Origin of the sequence: Shinella sp. SUS2 (genome assembly GCF_001262505.1) — a bacterium.
Classification (GTDB): domain Bacteria; phylum Pseudomonadota; class Alphaproteobacteria; order Rhizobiales; family Rhizobiaceae; genus Shinella.
Genome location: NZ_KQ410763.1, coordinates 1 through 19,484, shown reverse-complemented (window position 1 = coordinate 19,484; position 19,484 = coordinate 1). Strand labels below are relative to the sequence as shown.

Here is a 19,484-nt window from a genome sequence, read left to right as displayed (position 1 = left end):
GCCAAACGTCTTCATCACACCGCGGATTTGGTTGCTGATCTGGATAGACATGCCCGCAACCTGCTTGCGAACGCCGATCAAAGTGCGGGTCAGCATGGCATCGAAGCCCTTCACGCGAACAGCCTTGTAAAACCCAGCCTCGGCCAATTGTGCTAATCCATCCGCGTCATTGGCGTCAGTTTTGTTCAGCGTCTCATTCAAGATTTTCTGCGCGTGGCGCGCTTCGATACAAACAACAGGCAACCCCTCAGCCGATAGCGCATGGTAGAACCACGTCGAGAGCGGACCCGTCTCGAAAACCACGCGCTTCACATATGGTGCTTGTTTGCGAATAATCGCTGCCAGGACGGTGGGATCTGATACGCACTTGCCTCGCCAAATCCGCGAGCCGCCTTGCCGGATCGAAATCGCGGTCTCTTTCTGCGAAACATCAAGCCCGATATACTGTTCCATGGTTGCTCTCCATTGGATGTTTGGGCCCGGTTCCAATCGAGAGCCCGTTTCTCCATCTTATCGGGGGGCAACCACCCCGCAATGGACGTTGGTTGTTGCAGGGCGCGCACCGCGATTACCCCATGTTCAACNTCTTATCGGGGGGCAACCACCCCGCAATGGACGTTGGTTGTTGCAGGGCGCGCACCGCGATTACCCCATGTTCAACATTGGACGATCTCCTGGCCGAGTGTTTCGATAAAAGGGAGATGTCATGTACCGGCAAACAGCGACATCTCCCCCCGTGAGGGGATTGTCGACCATCGTTGCCGCGAACCGGGGCCAGTGTCGAACTCTGGAGCCGGCGCATCCTGAGATGCTGCGAGGTGGACGATAGCGTCACGCCAAGTCGGCGTCAACCTATCGTCCGGAATGGGCGGCCAGCGCTCCGCGGTGTGGGGCGGGTGGTGCAGCGCTGGCCTGTGGTGTTGGAATAAAGGGCCGCGCTCAACTCGAAACCCATGAGGAGCGCGGCAAAGGCCAGCCGACATGCGGCGACGGCTGGCGGGAAGTTTCAGTTGGGTCGATCGATCTTGGTGTAGTAGCCAGCCCGCAATTGGAGCAGATCGCCATAAATCGTTTCGACGATGCCGAACCCTTCAGCGATCGCCTCGCGGATCCGGAATGCGCCGAGGTCGTGCAGCACGGCCTGCAGCATCAGGGTCTCGAGGTTCAGCACACCGCCCTTGTCGCCCTCGACGAGGTAGGCGAGCACACGCAGCTTGTCGGCAAGTTCACTGGACTTAGTGACCGGCGCGACGGCGAGCGCCTCCACGACGGCCGTATGTGCGTTGTTGATGCCGTCCATAGCCTCATCTGGCATGGGCTGGAGTTCGAGCATGCTGGTCTGCAGTTGTTCAGCGAGAGCTGCCATGCGTGGAATCTCGGTGGCGCTGGCCTGGTCATAGGGGAAGTGCGGCGGTTGTCTTCTCGGCAGCAGCCTGCGGGGTTCGAGCCTTCTGTCGGTTAGGGAGTCGTGCGTGGTGGTGGCCATTGCTGGTGGTCCTCCTTGTTGACGTTGCAAATCGTGTATGTCATTAGAAAACACCAACGTCACAGCAAAGTCAACATAAAATAATGACCTTGTTGTTTTTTATTGAGGGCTTCATGAATCCGGGGCAATGCAGGGCCGCACGCGCACTCTTGGAGTGGACGCAACCACACCTCGCAACAGAGGCTGGTGTCTCGCCGTCAACGCTTCGAGACTTCGAGTCGGGCAAGCGCAAACCGATTGGCAACAACGTGACGGCCATCCGCTCCGCCCTGGAGGCAGCCGGCATAACCTTCCTCGACAACGGCGAGGTTTCGCCCGGTCCTGGCGTGGCGCTTAGGCGAGGATGACGGTTTTATCTGCCGCTGCAAATCCGACGCATTGACGGAGTACGGAACCGCGAGCCCACCCCCTGAGAAGGAGCCGCGAGAATGAAGGAAAGAGTTTTCACGCTGGAGGACCTGGAGCGCTACATGATTCTATGCGCAGAGCTGGTCGACGAAATCGGGCCAGAAATGCAGCCGTGGCTTGATCGGTTCGAAATGGAGTATGAGAAAGCCAAGGCCAAGCCGGTCGTGACCGAAAGCGCAGTGGAGCGCATCAGGCGAAAGCTCGCCGCCGAGAAAGATGAAACTTCGCCGCCGTCGTAGAAGCTTATCCACGTCGGACGGCGCTAGCGATATTCAGGATTTAGATCTATCTGAGACAGCGAAGCCTTCAGTTCGCAGAGTTGTAACCGCTCTAGCGAGGCAGTTCTAGCGCTCCCCGCCTCAGTTGAGGTAGCCAACTCTATCGCTCTACCCAGCAGCCTGTCGAGCGCGCGCAAAGCGGGAGCGGTGTCCTCGCCGGCAACCCATTCGAAGTATATAGGATCAACGCGCTGCGCGGCCGCCTCCATCACTCTGACTGCTTCTTGAGTAGGAGATCGTTTTCGATCAAGGCTAATGAGAAAGGTGAGGGCGCTTTGCACGCCATGTTGCTTGCTCTTGGCGAATCCGATCACATTGCCGTCGAAGATGTCTTCCACCAGGGTGTGGATTTCCTCAACGGTCTCATCGAACTCATTGGCCAGGTTTGCTCGCCGACGGTCTTTCCGCTCCTCCTCCAGTATCGCGATTTGCATCCCGATAAAGTCCGCCTGTCGCTTAGCCTCTGCTGCTTGCGCTGTTGAGACCTCCCGCTGCAGGATGAGTTCACGGTGCGAAATGGCGAGATCCTCACGTTGTGCACGCAGTTCCCAGGTTTGGAGCAAAACAGCAACCACGACCCAGAGAAACGCCAGCGGAGCCGCCGCTCCGGCGACATAGTCTCCCCATTCGTTTAGCTTGTCTGGCCGCTCCATCAGCAGCGGCATCACAACGACTCCAGCCAGCCACAAGACAGTCGCAGCGCTAGCGCCACGGACAACCTTGGACGAATACGTTGAGGTCGGTGCGGACGGGTCTTCGATATCGGTTTCCTGCATGCGCCAGTCCGCCTGTCTCCCGATGAGCTTGAAGGTCACGTCTATACACCGGGCGGAGTTTCAGCAAATGGCGCCCGCCAACGATCTTAGAGTGTGTAAGTAGCGCAAGAAAAGCCGCCCGACTCGAGAGCGATCTTCCATGTGCCGTGTGCCAATCATGTGCCGTAAATGCTCGCAAAGCCAAGGTAAACAGCGGTAAATCTAGGTAACTTTTACCTTGAGTCACACCACTTGCCGCGTTGATTTTATTGAGATTTTTGTGGTGAGCGCGCAGGGATTCGAACCCTGGACCTACTGATTAAAAGTCAGTTGCTCTACCGGCTGAGCTACGCGCTCCCTGGCGGTGCGAAGGTGCCCCGCGGAAGTGGGCGGAACATAGGCAGGAGCATTTGCCGGGTCAACCCGGAAAATGCGGCGAAAAACAGCTTTTGCTGCATTTGGTCGCGTTCTCCAAAAGGTGATTGGCAGGAGAGGACTTCGGCGGATACTACGAAGCGCAATTGGAGGGGCGGACATGGCCGGTTTCGCGCCGGCCCGTCTGTCCCCGCCGCTGCGGAGTAGTTCATTGTCGATCGCCGATATTTCCCTGTTGAGCGCGCTTCTTGCCGGAGCCCTCTCGTTCCTGTCGCCCTGCGTCCTGCCGCTCGTCCCGCCCTATCTCTGTTACATGGCGGGCATTTCCGTTGAGCAGTTCAAGGGCGGCGATGCGGTGGCCGTGCGGCGCGAGACGCGCGGGGCCGTGCTTCTGGCCGCCTTCTGCTTCACGCTCGGTTTTGCCACGGTGTTCGTGGCACTCGGGGCAGGCGCCTCGACGATCGGCATGGTGCTCCGCCGGCATCTCGACATTCTCGCGCAGATCGGCGGCGTCATCATCATCCTGATGGGCCTGCATTTTCTCGGCCTGCTGCGGATCGGGCTGTTTGCCCGCGAGGCGCGCTTCCAGGGGGGAGGCAAGCCGGCGACGGCGTCCGGCGCCTATATCATGGGCCTGGCCTTCGCCTTCGGCTGGACGCCCTGCATCGGGCCGGTTCTGGGGGCGATCCTCGGCGTTGCCGCGGCGCGCGAAACGGTCGGCGACGGTGCCGTCCTGCTTGCGGTCTATTCGCTCGGGCTTGCGGTGCCGTTCTGGATCGCGGCCGGGTTTTCCGGCGCCTTCATGCGCTTCCTCATGCGCTTCCGCCGTCATCTCGGCACGGTGGAGAAGGTGATGGGCGTTCTGCTTGTCCTCACCGGCCTCGCCTTCATCTTCGGCTATATCAGCGCCGTCGCCATCTGGTTCCAGCAAACGTTTCCCATTCTCTCGCAAATCGGCTAACCGGGGATGTGACCTGAAGCGCGCTGCGATCCTCGCGGAATCGAATCCCGGCGTGTCGGGCCTTCGATTCTTCGCATATCGTGCGCGCCCAGCGGCCTGCATTTGCGCGATATGCCCCAGGCAAGCGGGAGCACGCTTCGGTGCATGGCTGAGATCATCGGACTTGTATTGCCGTTCTTCGGCATGATTCTTCTCGGCTACGTGGTCGCGCGCATCACGCGCCAGCCGGTCGAGGCGCTCGGCTGGCTCAACACCTTCATCATCTACATCGCGCTGCCGGCCCTGTTCTTCAAGCTGGTGGCCAAGACGCCGATCGAACAGCTGACGCGCGTCGACTTCATCCTCGCCAATATCAGCGCGACCTATCTCGTCTTCGGCCTGATCTTCGCCATCGGACTCTGGGTGCGGCGGGCGGCGATAAGCGAGGCGACGATCCAGGGCCTGGCCGCCGCCTATGGCAATATCGGCTATATGGGGCCGGGGCTGGCGCTGCTCGCCTTCGGCGAGCCGGCGGCGGTGCCGGTGGCGCTGGTCTTCTGCTTCGAGAACATGCTGCATTTCATGGTCGCGCCCGCGCTGATGGCGCTTGCCGGCGGGGAGAAGCAGCCGGTGCTCAAGATCGCCGGCGGCGTGGTGCGCAAGATCGTCACCCATCCCTTCATCATCGCGACGGCGGCGGGCTTCGCCGCGGCCTTTGCCGGCTTCGAGCCGCCGGCGCCGCTGCAGCGGCTGATCGACTATCTCGCGCAGGCGGCGGCGCCCTGCGCGCTCTTTGCCATGGGTGTTACGTTGGCGCTTCGGCCCCTCAAGCGAGTGCCGGTGGAGATCGGCTATATCGTGCCGGCAAAGCTGCTGCTGCTGCCGGTGGCCATGTATCTGATGCTCGGGCTTGCCGGTAATTTCGATCCGGTCTGGGTCTTTACCGCGGTGCTGCTCGCGGCCCTGCCGACGGCGACCAATGTCTTCGTCATCGGCCAGCAATACGGGGTGTGGCAGGAACGGGCGTCGGCGACCATCCTCATCACGACGGTGCTGTCCGTCGCGACGGTGACGGTCCTGCTCTACCTCATCAAGTCAGGCCTGCTTCCGGGCGACCCGTTCCCGTAGACCATCGCGAAAGGCCTTCAACGAACCGAGCGGCTCGATGCCTTCGCGCATGACGATGCTGCGCAGGGGGCCGAGGGCGGAGAGCAGGTGCAGGCCGGCCGAGCGCAGGAACTGCACGGGCAGGAAATCGGAGAGCAGCGAGCGGTTGAGCAGGTCGACGCTCAGTGTGCGCGAGCGGATGTCCGCCTGCCGCTTGCGGTCGAAGCGTTCGCCAATCCCTGCGTCGTTTGCCGGCGCCGCGCCCTGGATCAGCTCTTTCAGCGCCATGATGTCGCGCAGGCTGAGATTGAGGCCCTGCGCGCCGATCGGCGGGAAGGCATGGGCGGCCTCGCCGAGGAGCACGATGCGGCCCTTGCCGAAGCGCTCGGCCGTCATGCCGGAAAGCGGGAAACTCTGCGCGGAGCCTTCCACCGTGACCTTGCCGAGCATGGATTGCATGCGCGTTTCCACCGCATGGCCGAGTTCTGTCGCGGGTAGGTCCTTGAGGCGCGCGGCTTCCTTCGGCGGCAGCACCCAGACGAGGCTGGAGCGGTTGCCGGGCAGGGGAACCTGCGTGAAAGGGCCGCTCTCGGTGTGGAACTCCGTCGAGACATTGCCGTGCGGGCGCTCGTGCGAAAAGTTGAGCACGAGGGCCGCCTGGGGATAGGACCAGGCCTTGACGGCGATCCCGGCGCTGTCGCGGATCTTTGATTTTCTGCCGTCGGCGCCGGCAACGAGGCCGGCCAGAATACGCTCGCCGTCGTCGAGGGTGAGCTCTACGCCCTGCTCGAAGGCATTGGCGGCCGTCACGCCGCTCTCGATCCGCTCGATCGTGCCTTTTGCCGCGATGCGGGCGTCGAGCACCGCGAGGAAGGGCGCGTTGGGAATGTTGTAGCCGAAGGCGTCGAGCCCGACCTCGCCGGAACGGAAGGCGACGGGCGGTGCGCGCAAGAGCCGCGCGGTGCCGTCGAGGATCTGCATGGTTTCGAGGGCCGCGGCGTGGCGGGCGATCTCCTCCCACAGGCCCAGCGTCCTGAGGAAGGCGATGGACTGGTCCATCAGGGCCGTGGTGCGGCCGTCATTGGCGCGGGCGGGCGGGGCGATCAGTGCAACGCGTGCGCCCGAATCGGCAAGCGCCAGCGCCGCGAGGCTGCCGGCAAGACCGGCGCCGACGACCGCGATATCGAATTGTCTCATGGCCGACCTCCGAAGCGTCAAGCGTTACCCACAGGTTTGGGGTGCTTCTAGCGGCAGACTCTAGGCCGGCAAAGAGGCAATTTCCATGGGATGAATCGGCGCAGGGTGTGAAGTCGGGTGATCGGTGACCGATTTCTACTGGCGATACAGGGCAATCAATGCATATTACGGACAGTGACACCGCGTAAGAGGGCATGTCGGCGGACCGCCGGCGAAAACCCCAGGGAATGGACTGCGAAGGGCTATGAAGTTTTTCAACTACAAACGCGTACCCTACGCGGAGATTCGTGCCTTTTCCGTTCATATCCTGACGGCATCCGGCTCCTTCCTCGCCTTTCTGGGCGTGGTGGCCGCGGCCGAGCACCGTTTTGTCGACATGTTCTGGTGGCTGGGCCTGGCGCTGCTCGTCGACGGCATCGACGGGCCGATCGCGCGTAAGGTGCGCGTCAAGGAAGTGCTGCCGAACTGGTCCGGCGACACGCTGGACAACGTCATCGACTACGTGACCTACGTGCTATTGCCGGCCTTTGCGCTCTACCAGAGCGGCATGATCGGCGAGCCATGGTCTTTCGTGGCGGCTGGAGCGATCGTCGTGTCGAGCGCCATCTACTATGCCGATATGGGCATGAAGACGGACGAATATTTCTTCTCCGGCTTTCCAGTCGTCTGGAACATGGTGGTGTTCACGCTTTTCGTCATCCAGGCGAGTGAGCTGACCGCGTCGATCATCGTCTTCGTCTCCGTCTTCCTCACCTTCATGCCGATCAATTTCCTGCATCCGGTGCGCGTCCAGCGGCTGCGGGCGCTGAATCTCGCAGTCTTCTTCCTCTGGGCGCTGCTCAGCGGATATGCGCTGCTCTTGCACTTCGATACGCCGGCCTGGGTGGTCTGGGGCGTGGTGGCGACGGGGATCTATCTCTATGTCGTCGGCGCCGTGCTGCAGGTCTTTCCCAATCTCGGCCGGTAGACATATCAGGGAGATTTTCTGATGACCAAGGCGATCGTCGTCCGCAGCCTCGGCGGGCCGGAAGTACTGAAGCTCGAAGATGTAGCGCTCGCCGCGCCGGGACCGGGCGAGGTGCAGATCAAGCAGGCCGCGGTCGGCCTCAATTTCATCGATGTCTATTTTCGTACGGGCCTCTACAAGGCCGAGCCACCGTTCATTCCCGGCAAGGAAGGGGCGGGCACGATCACAATGCTCGGCGAGGGCGTCACGGATTTTGCGATTGGCGACCGCGTTGCCTATGCGTCGGCGGACGGCGCCTATGCGGCCGAACGCAACGTCGCGACGAAACATCTCGTAAAGGTGCCGGATGGCATCTCGCTGGAAACGGCGGCGGCCATGATGCTGAAAGGCATGACGGCGCAGTACCTGCTGCTCCAGACCTACCAGGTCAGGCCCGGCAGCGTGATCCTCTTCCATGCCGCCGCTGGCGGCGTCGGGCTCATTGCCGGGCAATGGGCGAAGGCGCTCGGTGCGACGGTCATCGGCACGGCGGGCTCTCAGGCGAAGATCGATCTCGCGCTCGCCAATGGTTACGACCATGTCATCGATTACGGCAAGGAAGACTTCGTCGCGCGGGTGCGCGAACTGACGGGCGGGGCGGGCGTCGACGTCGTCTACGATTCCGTCGGCAAGGATACATTCCCGAAGTCGCTGGACTGCCTGAAGCCGCGTGGCCTCTTCGTCAGCTTCGGCAACTCCTCCGGCCCCGTCGATGCTTTCAACATGGGGTTGCTTGCGCAGAAGGGCTCGCTCTACGCCACGCGCCCGACGCTCTTTGCCTATATCGCCACGCGCGAGGCGCTGGATGCATGTGCAAACTCGCTCTTTGATGTTGTGCAAAGCAACAAAGTGCGTATCAATATTCATCAGACTTATCCGTTGGCCGAGGCGGGACGCGCGCACACGGATCTGGAAGCAAGAAAAACGAGTGGAACGACGTTGCTCATTCCCTGACACGACCCGAACGGGCGGCAGGATGGGTTTGCAGGAAAGAGGGGAAGAGTGTCAGCCGTTGGAGCGTCCGGGGGCAGCCCGTTGCTGGCTGTCCGCAGCCTGACCAAACTGTTTGGTTCATTTGCCGCGTGTAACGCCATCGATCTCGACATCCAGCCGGGCGAAATCCACGCCCTGTTGGGCGAGAACGGGGCCGGCAAGTCCACGCTCGTCAAGATGCTCTTCGGCGTTCTGGCGCCGACCAGTGGGCAGATCCTGTGGAAGGGCGACCCCGTGCGCATACCGAGCCCGGGTGCTGCCCGCCGGCTCGGCATCGGCATGGTCTTCCAGCATTTTTCGCTCTTCGAAGCGTTGACGGTTGCGGAAAACATCGCGTTGTCGCTGAGCCCGGGCATCTCGCTTTCCAAGGTGGCGGAAGAGGCCTCGCGCCTTTCCCATCTCTACGGCCTGCCGCTCGATCCGAAGGCGCATGTCGCGGACCTTTCGGTCGGCGAACGCCAGCGCATCGAGATCGTGCGTGCGCTGCTGCAGAACCCGGAACTCATCATCCTCGACGAGCCGACCTCGGTGCTGACGCCGCAGGAGGCCGACCGGCTGTTCGAGACGCTGGCCAAGCTGAAGGCCGAGGGCCGTTCGGTGCTCTATATCAGCCACCGCCTCGAAGAGGTGCAGCGCATCTGCGATCGCGCCACGGTACTGCGTCACGGCAAGGTGACCGGCGCCTGTGATCCGCGCCAGGAAACGCCAGCCTCGCTGGCCCGCATGATGGTTGGCAGCGATGTCGCCTCGGTGACGGCGGCAGGCACCAATACGAAGGGTGACGTGCTGCTCGAAGCCCGGCATCTCAGCGTTCCCGCGCGCACGCCCTTTGCCGTCGCGCTGAAGAATGTCTGTCTGAAGGTGCGGGGCGGCGAGGTTCTGGCGATCGCGGGCGTTGCCGGCAACGGCCAGGGCGAGCTGTTTGACGCGCTCTCGGGCGAATATCCGGTGCCTGATGCCACCGCCGTTTCCATCCGCGGCAAGGCGGCCGGCAATCTCGGCATCACCGCGCGCCGGCTGATGGGCGCCGGCTTCGTCCCTGAGGAACGGCACGGCCATGCCGCCGTGCCGGCGCTGCCGCTCTCCGACAATCTCGTCCTGGCGCGCAACCAGTCGGACCGCAAGACGTTTCTTGCCGGCGGCGTGCTCGGTGTCATCCGCCATGCGGTCGTGCGTATCGCCTCGAAGCGCATTTCCGAGACGATGGACGTGCGCAAGAGCGGCGAGGATCCGGCGGCCGGCTCGCTCTCCGGCGGCAACCTGCAGAAATACATCGTCGGGCGCGAGCTCGACCGCCAGCCCGCCGTGCTGATCGTCAACCAGCCGACCTGGGGCGTCGATGCGGGCGCGGCAAGCCGCATCCGCCAGGCGCTCGTCGATCTCGCGAAAGCCGGCTCGGCGGTGCTCGTTGTCAGCCAGGACCTCGACGAGATCTTCGAAGTCGCAACCGAGATCGCCGTCATCAGCGAAGGGCGGCTTTCCGACGTCTATCCGGCGCATGAACTCACCCGCGAGAAGATCGGCCTCCTGATGGGCGGTATGTACGGCAAGACGGAAGGCGAGGTGGCCCATGCGCATTGAACTGGAAAAGCGCGCCAATCCCTCGACGCTCTACTCCATCCTCTCGCCGTTCCTCGCCCTCGGCCTGACGGTGATCGCCGGCGGCATCATGTTCGCGCTGATCGGCAAGGATCCGGTCTCGGCGCTCTACAGCTTCTTCATCGAGCCGCTGCTCGACATCTGGTCGCTGCACGAGATCGCCATCAAGGCTGCGCCGCTGATCCTCATCGGCGCCGGCCTTTCGATCTGCTATCGCTCGAACAACTGGAACATCGGCGCCGAGGGCCAGTTCATCATGGGGGCGATTGCCGGCGCCATCGTGCCCGTTGTCTTCCACGACTGGCATTCGCCGCTCGTCCTGCCGCTGATGTTGATCTGCGGCATGATCGGTGGCGCGCTCTATGCCGCCATCCCCGCCTTCCTCAAGGCGCATATGAACACCAACGAGATCCTGACGAGCCTGATGCTGGTCTATATCGCTCAGCTCTTCCTCGACTGGCTAGTGCGGGGTCCCTGGCGTAGCCCGGATGCCTACAACTTCCCTGTCACACGGGATTTCGCGCCGGAAGCGATCCTGCCGGAACTCATCGCGTCGGGAAGGGCCAATCTGGGCTTCGCCTTCGCCATCATAGCCGCCGTCGGTCTGTGGATCATGATGCGCTATACGCTGAAGGGCTTCGAGATCACCGTTCTCGGCCAGTCGGAGCGGGCTGGGCGCTTTGCAGGCTTTTCGTCGAAGCGCATGATCTGGTTCTCGATGCTACTGTCCGGTGCGCTTGCCGGTCTTGCCGGCATCTCCGAGGTCAGCGGCACCATCGGCAAGCTGCAGCCGATCATTTCGCCCGGCTACGGCTTTACCGCGATCATCGTCGCCTTCCTCGGCCGCCTCAATCCGCTCGGCATCATCGCCGCTGGCCTGTTCCTGGCGCTCACTTATGTGGGCGGCGAGGCGGTACAGCTGACACTCAGCGTTTCCGACAAGGTGACGCGCGTCTTCCAGGGGCTGCTCCTGTTCTTCGTGCTCTCCTGCGACACGCTCATCCGATACAAGATCCGGCTGGTCTTCTCGCGGTTCAGTCCGTCCAGTGAAGGCGGAGCGCACTGATGGGTATCATTGAAGCCATCCTTCTCACCGTCATCACCGCGGCGACGCCGCTGGTGCTGGCCTCCCTCGGTGAACTCGTCAGCGAGCGGGCCGGCGTGCTCAATCTCGGTGTCGAGGGCATGATGGTCATGGGCGCGGTGCTGGCTTTTGCCGTGACCCAGTCGACGGGATCGCCTTATATCGGTGTTCTTGCCGGCATTGCCTGCGGCGCGCTGTTCTCGCTGCTTTTCGGCTTCCTGACGCTGACGCTCGTCGCAAACCAGGTGGCGACCGGCCTTGCACTCACCATTCTCGGCCTCGGCATTTCCGGCCAGATCGGCGAGCCCTATGTCGGCATGTCCGGCGTCAAGCTCCAGCCGATCGTCATCCCGCTGCTGTCGGACATTCCCTTCCTCGGCCCGCTGCTTTTCAAGCAGGACATCATCTTCTACCTGTCGATCGCGCTCGTCTTCGGCGTCAACTGGTTCCTGTTCCGCAGCCGCGCGGGCCTGAAGGTGCGGGCGATCGGCGACAGCCACGCCTCGGCCCATGCCCTCGGCATTCACGTCATCCGCACACGCTATCTTGCGGTGATGTTCGGCGGCGCCTGCGCGGGGCTTGCCGGTGCCCAGCTTTCGCTGGTCTATACGCCGCAATGGGTCGAGAACATGTCCGCCGGCCGCGGCTGGATCGCGCTCGCGCTTGTCGTCTTCGCCTCCTGGCGCCCCTGGCGGTTGCTGGCGGGCGGCTATCTCTTCGGCGCGGTGTCGATCAGCCAGCTGCATGCCCAGGCGCTCGGCCTTGGCATCCCCTCACAGCTGCTGTCGGCGCTTCCCTACATCGCCACGGTTGTCGTCCTCATCCTGATATCGCACAATCGGCGGATGACGCTGATCAACACGCCTGCCTCGCTTGGAAAACCGTTCGTGCCCGACCGGTGACGAAGAACAAGAAGACGGGAACACCACTCCTGATAACCTAAAGAGGATAAAATGAAGAAAATCATTCTCGCTCTCGCAACCTCGACGGCCGTTCTCGGCTTTGCCGCTGCCGCAAGCGCCCAGGACAAGACGAAAATCTGCTTCATCTATGTCGGCTCCAAGACCGACGGCGGCTGGACCCAGGCGCACGATATCGGCCGCCAGGCGCTTCAGACCGAATTCGGCGACAAGATCGAGACGCCCTTCCTCGAAAACGTACCGGAAGGCCCGGATGCCGAGCGTGCGATCGAGCGCATGGCCCGTTCTGGCTGCGCGCTGGTCTTCACCACCTCGTTCGGCTTCATGGACGCCACGATCAAGGTCGCCGCAAAATTCCCGGACGTGAAGTTCGAACACGCGACGGGCTTCAAGTCCGCCCCGAACGTCGCGACCTACAATGCGCGTTTCTATGAAGGCCGCTATATCCAGGGCCTGATCGCCGCGAAGATGTCGCAGAAGGGCGTTGCCGGTTACATCGCTTCCTTCCCGATCCCGGAAGTTGTCATGGGCATCAATGCCTTCGTGCACGGCGCACAGTCGATCAACCCGGATTTCAAGGTCAAGGTCATCTGGGCAAACACCTGGTTCGACCCGGGCAAGGAAGCCGACGCTGCCAAGGCGCTGATCGACCAGGGTGTGGACATCCTGACCCAGCACACGGACACGACCGCGCCGATGCAGGTTGCCTCCGAGCGCGGCATCAAGGCCTTCGGCCAGGCCTCCGACATGATCGCGGCCGGCCCGAACACCCAGCTCACCGCCATCGTCGACACCTGGGGTGCTTATTACATCAAGCGCACCAAGGCGGTTCTGGACGGCAGCTGGAAGTCGGAGCAAGTCTGGGATGGCCTGAAGGACGGCATCCTCACCATGGCGCCCTACACCAACATGCCGGACGACGTGAAGAAGCTGGCGGAAGAGGCGGAAGCCAAGATCCGCGCAGGCGAACTGCACCCCTATACCGGCCCGATCAAGAAGCAGGACGGCTCGGACTGGCTGGCTGATGGCGCTGTTGCCGACGACGGCACGCTGCTCGGCATGAACTTCTACATCGCCGGCGTCGACGACCAGCTGCCGAAGTAAGCTGAAGCTGACCCATTCCAGCACGGAAGGCGCCCCATCGGGGCGCCTTTTTCGTTTGTGAAGGGCCGATGACGCGAACGGCCTTTGCGGAATCGGCGGCGCGCTCTATACCTGCCGAATGGCTTTGGACCAAAATGGGTGGTCCTTGGCGGAGGAGGGGACGTCGTTGCGCAGGGGTTTGTTAGAAACCGTCATCAGCGGGATGAACACGCGTACCAGTCACGCGCAGGTCGTCAACGAATTGGGCAGGGCAATCATTGCCGGCGACTATCCCGTCGGCGCGACCTTGCCCGGCGATGCCGAGCTTGCCGCGCGTTTCAAGGTCTCCCGAACGGTGCTGCGCGAAGCGATGAAAACGCTGGCCGCCAAGGGGCTCGTCGTGCCGCGCGCGCGAATCGGCACGCGGGTGACGCCGAACACCCAGTGGAACCTCTTCGACAGCGATATCCTCACCTGGTATTTCGCCGTCGGCGTCAACGAGGCGTTCCTGCTGCATCTGTCCGAAGTGCGCCTCGCCTTCGAGCCGCAGGCGGCGGCGCTGGCGGCGCGCCACGCGACGGAGGCCGATATCAGCCAGATGATGCGCCTTGCCGTCGCCATGGGGGATCCAGAACACACGGCGGAAACGCTGGCCATGGCCGACCTCAAGTTCCACCTCTCCGTGCTCGAGGCCTCGCGCAATCCCTTCCTGCGCACGCTCGGCAGCCTCATCGAGGCAGGTCTCGTCGGTGCGTTCAAGCTCTCCTCGCCGGCCGCTGACCGTGGCAAGATCGGCGATGTCTCGACCAGCCACATCCGCATCGTCGAGGAGATCGACAAGCGGGACGAGGACGGTGCGCGCCGGGCGATGGAGAACGTCATCAAGGTCGGGCGCGAACGCGTCGTGCAGGCGCTGCGCGAAGGCATGTAGCGCGGCCGTGTTGTGTAAAAGCGTGCGCCCGTCAGAGCGATGACGGTGCGGCGAGGTTGAGTTCGCCCTGCACGCCATCCTCCTCGCGCGCCGGCCGAGCCTCCCCGGAAAGCAGGCGGTCCGCCATGGCCGCGGCGACCTCTTCCTTGGCAATCACGATATGGTTGGCGCCGAACTGGCGCAGGTGATCGGCCTCCGCCCCGGATGCCGCCCGCGCCACGATGCGGATTGCGCCATTGGCGGCGCGCGCCTGCTCGATCAGCGTCCCGGCTGCAAAGGCATCCGGTATCGCCGTCACGAACCAGCGTGCGCCGGCAATGTTTGCCTGCAGGAGCACGCCGCGCCCGCCTGCGGGTTCGCCGATCGCCTCGATGCCGCTTTCCCGCAGGGCTTCTGCCACGCCGGCCCGTTCCTCGATGACCAGTACCGGCATGCCGGCGGCGCGCAGCCGCTCGACGATACGCTTGCCGACCCGGCCGTAGCCCACGACGATCGCATGCTCGATGAGTGCCGTCGGTTCGGGAACGTCCTCGGCCGCTTCTTCCGGCTGGAGCACTGCGGCCGTGCTGCCGTCCGGCTCCTGTGCTGCTGCAGCATCCAGCCTCGCGCCATAGTGATCGACGGCCATGAAGAGAAGCGGATTGACCAGGATCGAGAACAGCGCACCGGCCACGACAAGATCTTGCGCTACGGCCGGCAGGAGATCGAGCCCGACCCCGAGCACGACGAGGATGAAGGAGAATTCGCCGATCTGGGCGAGGCTTGCGGCAATGACCAGCGCGATGGTGCGCGGATAACCGAAGGCCTTGACGATGAGATAGGCGGCGGCCGACTTGATGAAGACGATGGTGATAAAGGTAGCAAGGATCGCCAGCGGCCGCTCGATCAGATTGACCGGGTTGAACAGCATGCCGACGGAGACGAAGAAAAGCACGGCAAAGGCATCGCGCAGCGGCAGCGTTTCCCGCGCCGCCTGCTGGCTGAGCTGCGATTCCGCCAGCACCATGCCGGCAAAGAAGGCGCCGAGGGCGAAGGAGACGCCGAATAATTTCGCAGAGCCGTAGGCGACGCCGAGCGCGATGGCGAGCACGGACAGGCGGAAGAGCTCGCGCGAGCCCGTATGCGCCACGTAGTGCAGGATCATCGGGATGACCTTGCGGCCGACGACGAGCATCAGCGCGATGAAGGCCGAGACCTTGAGCGCCGTCACACCCACCGCCGTCCAGACCGCGCCGATGCCGAGGGCCCGCGTCAGCTCCGGATCGACATCGGCCGTCTGCGCCGTGCCGCCCAGCACGCCGGCGAGCGGCGGCAGCAGCACGAGGGTCAGCACCATGACGAGATCCTCGACGATCAGCCAGCCGACCGCGATCCGGCCCCGTTCCGTCTCCACCATGCGGCGCTCCTGCAGGGCGCGCAGCAGCACCACGGTGCTGGCGACGGAAAGCGACAGGCCGAAGACGAAGCCGCTGCCGGCAGACCAGCCCATCGCCAGCGCAAGCAGGAGGCCGAAGAGGGTCGCCACGACGATCTGGCCGATCGCCCCGGGAATGGCGATGGCCCGCACGGAGAGGAGATCCTTCAGCGAAAAATGCAGGCCGACGCCGAACATCAGCAGGATGACGCCGATTTCCGCGAGCTCGTTCGCCAGCTTCTGATCGGCGACGAAACCGGGCGTGAACGGGCCGATGACGACGCCGGCAAGAAGGTAGCCGGCGATCGGCGGTAGGCGGAAGCGATGTGCGACCAGCCCCGCCAGGAAGGCGAGGCAGATACCGGCAACCAGGGTTGCGATCAGCGGTGTCGCATGGGGCAAGCGCGTCTATCCTTAATTCGTGGGAATTCAAGAGGATAGGGTAGGGCCACCGACCCCGTCGCGCAAGGCGGGAACGCCGTCAATCGTCGTTGCTGGCGTTCAGCTCTTCCGGCCGTTTTCCCTCGTCCGTGGCATGGGTTGCAAGCTGTGCCGCACCCATCGACTGGTAGAGGTTGAACAGCGCTTCACTCGCCCGGGCGGCGAGGCGGAACCATTCGTCGTTGCCGGCGATGGCGGGATGGTGGAGAAGCTGGTCGTCGACGAGGTCGAGCACGATGGATGCCGTGTGTACCGCCTCGTGGAAGCCGAAGGAGCCGGACGCATAGTGCGACAGCAGTTCGGGGGGCGTCATCGCCCGCTCTTGCGCGAGGATGTCGAGCTGCCTCAGCCGTTCGTCTTCCAGTTCGATGTCGGTGCTTTCCAGCATTGTCGTCTCCATGGCCTGCATCACCTCAGAAATACTCGATTCGCGTGTAGCGGTGGATCAGGAGAAGCGAACGATCCGGCTGGATGCGGTAGGTTTCCACAACGGGGCGGCCATAGCGGTCGTTGAACGTGTGCTCGAACGTGCTGCCGATCGGCGCCTTGGTGAGTTTGGTGCGCGGCTGGCCGCCATAGGTGATGCTGCCCGGAATGGGCTCCACCGCGCGGGTGCCATCCGTCGTGCAGGCGGCAAGGAAAAGTGCGGCGAAAGCGGCGAGGGCGATACGGGTCATGTGAAACTCCTCCCGTGCAACTCTACCAGAACGCCGGCGCGCGGCAAAAGAAAAGGGCGGCCGAAGCCGCCCGTCTCTGCCGTATCAGCCCTGCGGCGTGAGGGTCACCGATGTGCCGGTGGCCGCAAGGTTCAGACCGATCTGGCCGCTGACGCTGATCGTCTGCAGGTGGATCGACCCGGAGGTGCCGCCGATGAGCACGTTGGTGCCGACGCCGAAGCCAAGCGTCGCTTCGGCTGTCGCGCCCTGATAGAGGCCGCCGAGCGAGCCCTGGTGGTAGCCGGCCGTCGGGGCGAAGACCGCCCAGACGATGCGGCCCTGCGTGGTGAAGCCGAGGTCGACGCCCATCTTGCGGATGACGCCGCTATAGGTGTCCTGCTCGCCGCGGGTGGACGAGAAGACGCAATCGACGCTCTTGGCCGAGCCGATGACATAACCGACCCCGCCGCCGACGTCGCAGGTCAGCATGCCGATCTTCACGCCGTCGCGATCACCCCCGCGCTCGACATAGGTCGGGGCGGGATCGCGTGCCACCATGTCGGCCGCGCCAGCGGTCGTTGCGAAAGCTTGCGCAAGGCCCAGCGCAAGGATCGTTCCAAGCTTCTTGTTCATTTGTGCACTCCTTCTAACTGGCACGGTAATGGCGAATCCGGTGCATTGGTTCCCGGCCGCAGGTCATCTCATGGAGAAGATCGTGGCAGAGTGTGGGCAGGTAACGATTTGATAAGATATTGCACCGGCCGGACAACGCGGCATTTGCCGGGCGAGGCTTTTCGACCACAGGCAGGGGCTGTGTCCCTTGAGCGCCTGATGGCTGAAAACAAAAAAGGCCGGGGCGAAAACGCACCGACCTTCCTCATCATCACCTTTTCACCAGTGCCAGTACATCCGTGGTCAAGGGCATCAGGTGATGCGGCCATTGCGAGCGGCAGAAGCTTTCCAGCGCTCATCAGCAATGCCGATGACGGCTATATAGGAGGGCATTGTGTTCAAAACAAGATGTTGGCGACGAAGTCTGCCGCAAGCCGGCCCTCGCACGTTGACGATGCAGCCAAAGCTGCTACAAAGCCGGCATCGCCTGAAGGATGGGGCCGGCGGAGACCGGTTGCACATCGCTCCAAAGCCGGCAGGCTTTGGCCTTCAGACAGGGGAAGAGTGTCCGAGTGGTTTAAGGAACCGGTCTTGAAAACCGGCGTGCGGGAAACCGTACCGTGGGTTCGAATCCCACCTCTTCCGCCAACTGTTGTGTTTTCCAGTTCCATTATGTCGTTGGCGTTTTTAGCCATTTTGAACTTGTGATATCCAGCGAAGGTGGCATTCATGTGCATGCGCCGCCGACGCTGGTGCTAATGCAAGCTTAGCGGATTTCAGTTCATTCACCTGCGTACCTCCTTGCTGTAGCCCGGAGCCTTTCGCTGTGATCGTAAATTTGATCAAGTGAATCGATGATTGTGCGATCTTCAGTCTCGCCGTCAAAAAGACCGATGTATTTAACGGAACGGTTGAACCATAGGCGAGCCAGCGGGCGTCGGTTGTTGTTGTCAACGAGCACGGCACAATAGGACTTTGCGTCGCGCATAGCGATCCGTTTGGAGTCAATCGTATCCCGCACAATCGCCTTCACGATCATGTAGCCCTCGCGCTCCTCGTCTGTGGTAACAACCTCTGGCTCATCTTCTGTCGGCTCTTCAATGTTTTGAATAACTTCCTGTGTATCAGCAAGTGCGCTGGAGAGGCGATTTTTTACTGAGTCCATTATCACTTCTCTGAAGGCTGCGCGGACAATACCGGTAAACATTTCCTTTGCCTGTGCACGCATCTGGCCGTCATATACACTTCGGGATACCAGGCGCACAAACTCTTCGGTAGGATCTTCTATCAGCTTTGATATTTCCTGCTTTACCCCCGACGTGTATTTGAGACGCTCGGCTGTTGCTAGGATTGCTGATACGTCAAAGGAGCCTTTTTCAAATTTGCGGAGTTCGGACAGGATTCCTGCGTTGAAGTCAGTCAAGTCGAAGACGAAGAACGGCCGGGTGTCCAGTTTGTTGGTGGCCTCAAGATCCGTGTAGAAATTGAAGGTCCGTCCATTGGTCAATATGGCAAATTTCGCGTTGGTAACCGTGAAGTATCTGAAGAGCTGGTCGAGGTGCTTTTTGTCCAACTGGACTGAGATGGGTTTGCATTCGATCAGAATTCGAATTTCACCATCGATCTTGATGGCGTAGTCAACTTTCTCGCCTTTCTTGCCCACTGCGTCAGCTGTGAACTCGGGGACGACCTCGGTTGGGTCGAACACGTCGTATCCCAGTGAGCGGAGGAACGGGAGTACCACAGCTGTTTTCACAGCTTCTTCAGTTGCCATCGTGCTCGAATGCGACTTTACGCGCTCTGCGATTGCTCGCAGGCTTTCCTCTACCGTACTCATTTTTTCCCCCTACCCGTTATCTTGATAGAGTTGCGCAATCATTCGTTGCAAGTCAAGCCGCTTGCCTTTGCTGGTCTGAGTTTACAGTGCTCTTCTCTTGCCACGTGTTTTTGAAGGCTGTCGTCTGCGGTAGCTGAAATAAGGGGAGGACGTATTGCTGTAGTGGATGGGAAGAGGCGGACAATACAAAAGGCCGAAGCATCTTGCGGGATGCTCCGGCCTTGCACTGTGCTACGGGACCTTGGCTGCCGCTAGTGCAGGATCTGGCTCAGGAAGAGCTTGGTACGCTCGTGCTGCGGGTTGTCGAAGAACTCGGCCGGCGAGTTCTGCTCGACGATCTGGCCCTGGTCCATGAAGATCAC

20 protein-coding genes, 2 tRNA genes and 1 pseudogene are annotated in these 19,484 nt (G+C 62.2%); 12 read left to right on the top strand and 11 right to left on the bottom strand.

The window, feature by feature from the left end:
- The coding region (locus tag AKG11_RS31195) for an IS110 family transposase (RefSeq protein WP_156334186.1) at nucleotides 1-453 on the bottom strand (453 nt) is incomplete at its 3' end.
- Between the two features lie 553 nt (nucleotides 454-1,006).
- Nucleotides 1,007-1,486, bottom strand: coding sequence for a hypothetical protein (locus AKG11_RS31190; protein WP_156334185.1), 480 nt, complete (start codon nucleotides 1,484-1,486; stop codon nucleotides 1,007-1,009).
- Between the two features lie 83 nt (nucleotides 1,487-1,569).
- On the opposite strand from AKG11_RS31190, the gene AKG11_RS31185 reads away from it, so the two are divergent.
- Together AKG11_RS31185 and AKG11_RS31180 are read left to right on the top strand one after the other, a co-directional pair.
- Nucleotides 1,570-1,833, top strand: a complete 264-nt coding sequence (locus AKG11_RS31185; RefSeq protein ID WP_371260174.1) for a helix-turn-helix domain-containing protein — start codon at nucleotides 1,570-1,572, stop codon at nucleotides 1,831-1,833.
- 81 nt (nucleotides 1,834-1,914) lie between these two features.
- Nucleotides 1,915-2,133, top strand: a complete 219-nt coding sequence (locus AKG11_RS31180; RefSeq protein WP_050746781.1) for a hypothetical protein — start codon at nucleotides 1,915-1,917, stop codon at nucleotides 2,131-2,133.
- 23 nt (nucleotides 2,134-2,156) lie between these two features.
- Here AKG11_RS31180 and AKG11_RS31175 read toward each other — a convergent pair whose 3' ends face one another.
- Together AKG11_RS31175 and AKG11_RS31170 are read right to left on the bottom strand one after the other, a co-directional pair.
- Nucleotides 2,157-2,987, bottom strand: a complete 831-nt coding sequence (locus AKG11_RS31175; RefSeq protein ID WP_050746780.1) for a hypothetical protein — start codon at nucleotides 2,985-2,987, stop codon at nucleotides 2,157-2,159.
- Between the two features lie 221 nt (nucleotides 2,988-3,208).
- Nucleotides 3,209-3,284 (bottom strand) — tRNA-Lys (locus AKG11_RS31170).
- 229 nt (nucleotides 3,285-3,513) lie between these two features.
- On the opposite strand from AKG11_RS31170, the gene AKG11_RS31165 reads away from it, so the two are divergent.
- Nucleotides 3,514-4,263 carry a cytochrome c biogenesis CcdA family protein gene (locus AKG11_RS31165; RefSeq protein ID WP_037408391.1) on the top strand — a complete coding sequence of 250 codons (750 nt, stop codon included), beginning with the start codon at nucleotides 3,514-3,516 and terminating at the stop codon, nucleotides 4,261-4,263.
- 144 nt (nucleotides 4,264-4,407) lie between these two features.
- Nucleotides 4,408-5,370, top strand: a complete 963-nt coding sequence (locus tag AKG11_RS31160; protein ID WP_050746779.1) for an AEC family transporter — start codon at nucleotides 4,408-4,410, stop codon at nucleotides 5,368-5,370.
- On the opposite strand, the gene AKG11_RS31155 is transcribed toward AKG11_RS31160, so the two are convergent.
- On the bottom strand, nucleotides 5,338-6,546 hold the full coding sequence (locus tag AKG11_RS31155) for a UbiH/UbiF family hydroxylase (RefSeq protein ID WP_050746778.1): 1,209 nt from the start codon (nucleotides 6,544-6,546) through the stop codon (nucleotides 5,338-5,340). The two genes, AKG11_RS31160 and AKG11_RS31155, sit on opposite strands and share 33 nt — an antisense overlap.
- A gap of 244 nt (nucleotides 6,547-6,790) precedes the next feature.
- Between AKG11_RS31155 and pcsA the strand changes: the two genes are divergently transcribed.
- The 7 genes from pcsA to AKG11_RS31120 all read left to right on the top strand — a co-directional run bounded on the left by pcsA (nucleotide 6,791) and on the right by AKG11_RS31120 (nucleotide 14,162).
- Nucleotides 6,791-7,513, top strand: a complete 723-nt coding sequence (gene pcsA / locus AKG11_RS31150) for a phosphatidylcholine synthase (RefSeq protein ID WP_023513423.1) — start codon at nucleotides 6,791-6,793, stop codon at nucleotides 7,511-7,513.
- Between the two features lie 21 nt (nucleotides 7,514-7,534).
- The gene (locus AKG11_RS31145) at nucleotides 7,535-8,506 is read left to right on the top strand and encodes a quinone oxidoreductase family protein (protein WP_050746777.1); all 972 of its coding nucleotides are present in this window, start codon (nucleotides 7,535-7,537) and stop codon (nucleotides 8,504-8,506) included.
- Between the two features lie 48 nt (nucleotides 8,507-8,554).
- Nucleotides 8,555-10,126, top strand: coding sequence for an ABC transporter ATP-binding protein (locus AKG11_RS31140; RefSeq protein ID WP_023513425.1), 1,572 nt, complete (start codon nucleotides 8,555-8,557; stop codon nucleotides 10,124-10,126).
- Nucleotides 10,116-11,210, top strand: coding sequence for an ABC transporter permease (locus tag AKG11_RS31135; protein WP_023513426.1), 1,095 nt, complete (start codon nucleotides 10,116-10,118; stop codon nucleotides 11,208-11,210). The genes AKG11_RS31140 and AKG11_RS31135 overlap by 11 nt, the downstream gene beginning before the upstream one ends.
- Complete coding sequence (locus AKG11_RS31130; RefSeq protein ID WP_050746776.1) at nucleotides 11,210-12,130, top strand: ABC transporter permease; 921 nt, start codon at nucleotides 11,210-11,212, stop codon at nucleotides 12,128-12,130. Before AKG11_RS31135 ends, AKG11_RS31130 begins: the two co-directional genes overlap by 1 nt.
- Nucleotides 12,131-12,181: 51 nt before the next feature.
- Entirely contained in the window at nucleotides 12,182-13,252 is a 1,071-nt protein-coding gene (locus AKG11_RS31125) for a BMP family ABC transporter substrate-binding protein (protein WP_023513428.1), read from the top strand.
- A gap of 202 nt (nucleotides 13,253-13,454) precedes the next feature.
- A complete protein-coding gene (locus tag AKG11_RS31120; protein ID WP_367182441.1) occupies nucleotides 13,455-14,162 on the top strand; it encodes a FadR/GntR family transcriptional regulator in 708 nt (235 codons plus the stop codon).
- A gap of 31 nt (nucleotides 14,163-14,193) precedes the next feature.
- On the opposite strand, the gene ybaL is transcribed toward AKG11_RS31120, so the two are convergent.
- The 4 genes from ybaL to AKG11_RS31100 all read right to left on the bottom strand — a co-directional run bounded on the left by ybaL (nucleotide 14,194) and on the right by AKG11_RS31100 (nucleotide 17,306).
- On the bottom strand, nucleotides 14,194-15,978 hold the full coding sequence (ybaL, locus tag AKG11_RS31115; protein ID WP_050746774.1) for a cation:proton antiporter domain-containing protein: 1,785 nt from the start codon (nucleotides 15,976-15,978) through the stop codon (nucleotides 14,194-14,196).
- A 79-nt stretch (nucleotides 15,979-16,057) separates the two neighbouring features.
- Complete coding sequence (locus tag AKG11_RS31110) at nucleotides 16,058-16,405, bottom strand: hypothetical protein (RefSeq protein WP_023513431.1); 348 nt, start codon at nucleotides 16,403-16,405, stop codon at nucleotides 16,058-16,060.
- A 25-nt stretch (nucleotides 16,406-16,430) separates the two neighbouring features.
- A complete protein-coding gene (locus tag AKG11_RS31105; RefSeq protein ID WP_023513432.1) occupies nucleotides 16,431-16,694 on the bottom strand; it encodes a hypothetical protein in 264 nt (87 codons plus the stop codon).
- Nucleotides 16,695-16,778: 84 nt separating this feature from the next.
- Nucleotides 16,779-17,306, bottom strand: coding sequence for a DUF992 domain-containing protein (locus tag AKG11_RS31100; protein WP_023513433.1), 528 nt, complete (start codon nucleotides 17,304-17,306; stop codon nucleotides 16,779-16,781).
- A gap of 537 nt (nucleotides 17,307-17,843) precedes the next feature.
- Here AKG11_RS31100 and AKG11_RS31095 point away from each other — a divergent pair.
- Nucleotides 17,844-17,933 (top strand) — tRNA-Ser (locus AKG11_RS31095).
- 133 nt (nucleotides 17,934-18,066) lie between these two features.
- On the opposite strand, the gene AKG11_RS31090 is transcribed toward AKG11_RS31095, so the two are convergent.
- Both AKG11_RS31090 and AKG11_RS34885 read right to left on the bottom strand, forming a co-directional pair.
- Nucleotides 18,067-19,122: a type I restriction endonuclease gene (locus tag AKG11_RS31090; protein WP_023517567.1), complete on the bottom strand. Its 1,056-nt coding sequence runs from the start codon at nucleotides 19,120-19,122 to the stop codon at nucleotides 18,067-18,069.
- Between the two features lie 251 nt (nucleotides 19,123-19,373).
- Nucleotides 19,374-19,484 (bottom strand): annotated as a pseudogene (locus AKG11_RS34885) (amino acid ABC transporter ATP-binding protein); the annotation flags it as partial.